We start from the raw sequence: 849 nt of genomic DNA, 5'->3' as shown, positions 1-849 counted from the left end.
GAATAACGACGAAGGTGTTGCAATCGTGCAACAACGCTGATATCATGGTGGTGGAGCCGAACGTTTCGGAGCATAAGCTGTTTAAGTTGACCCCTTATAAGGAGGCATACGAGAAGGCGGATATAGTGGTTTTCTTGGTGAATCATAGGGAGTTTGCGGGGTTGAATTATCGGGATGACGTGGAGGTGCTGGACTTTTGCGGGACATTCAAGAAATAATCGTTCGCTAAATAGAAGAATACGCTGTAATGAGGAAAATAATGTTAGTCTTCGGGACCCGTCCCGAGGCGATCAAGATGGCTCCGCTGGTGAAGGAGTTCCAAAAACATCCGGAGTCGTTCGAGACCATCGTGTGCGTTACCGGACAGCATCGGGAAATGCTGGATCAAGTGTTAAAATTGTTCGAGATCACGCCGGATTATGATTTGAATATCATGAAGCAAGGTCAGGACTTATATGATGTGACCGCCCGTGTCCTTACCGGTATGCGTGACGTATTACGTGAGGCGACACCCGATGTCGTGCTGGTGCATGGGGATACCACCACGAGCACGGCGGCCGCCTTGGCCGCTTTCTACCAACAGATACCTGTAGGTCATATAGAGGCCGGCCTTCGTACCCACAACATCTATAGCCCATGGCCGGAGGAGATGAACCGTCAGGTCACGGGGCGTATCGCCACGTATAATTTCGCACCCACGCGGTTGAGCAAGCAGAACTTGATGCGAGAGGACGTGAATCCGGACTCAATCTTGGTTACCGGCAATACGGTGATAGACGCCTTACGGCAAGTGGTGCGTAAGATAAAGACGGACGCTGAGCTGGACAAGGAGCTGGAAGGCGTGCTTTT

The 849-nt window shown here is 51.1% G+C and carries 1 protein-coding gene and 1 pseudogene; both read left to right on the top strand.

Annotation, left to right across the window (positions count from 1 at the left end; genetic code table 11):
- A pseudogene (locus DWX84_RS21400) lies at positions 1 to 218 on the top strand (UDP-N-acetyl-D-mannosamine dehydrogenase); the annotation flags it as partial.
- 29 nt (positions 219 to 247) lie between these two features.
- Positions 248 to 849: non-hydrolyzing UDP-N-acetylglucosamine 2-epimerase (wecB, locus tag DWX84_RS21395; protein WP_122377623.1), on the top strand; the 602-nt coding region annotated here is incomplete at its 3' end.

It is taken from the genome of Parabacteroides sp. AF21-43, assembly GCF_003635435.1.
Classification (GTDB): domain Bacteria; phylum Bacteroidota; class Bacteroidia; order Bacteroidales; family Tannerellaceae; genus Parabacteroides; species Parabacteroides distasonis.
This window is presented reverse-complemented; position numbering and strand designations above follow the sequence as displayed.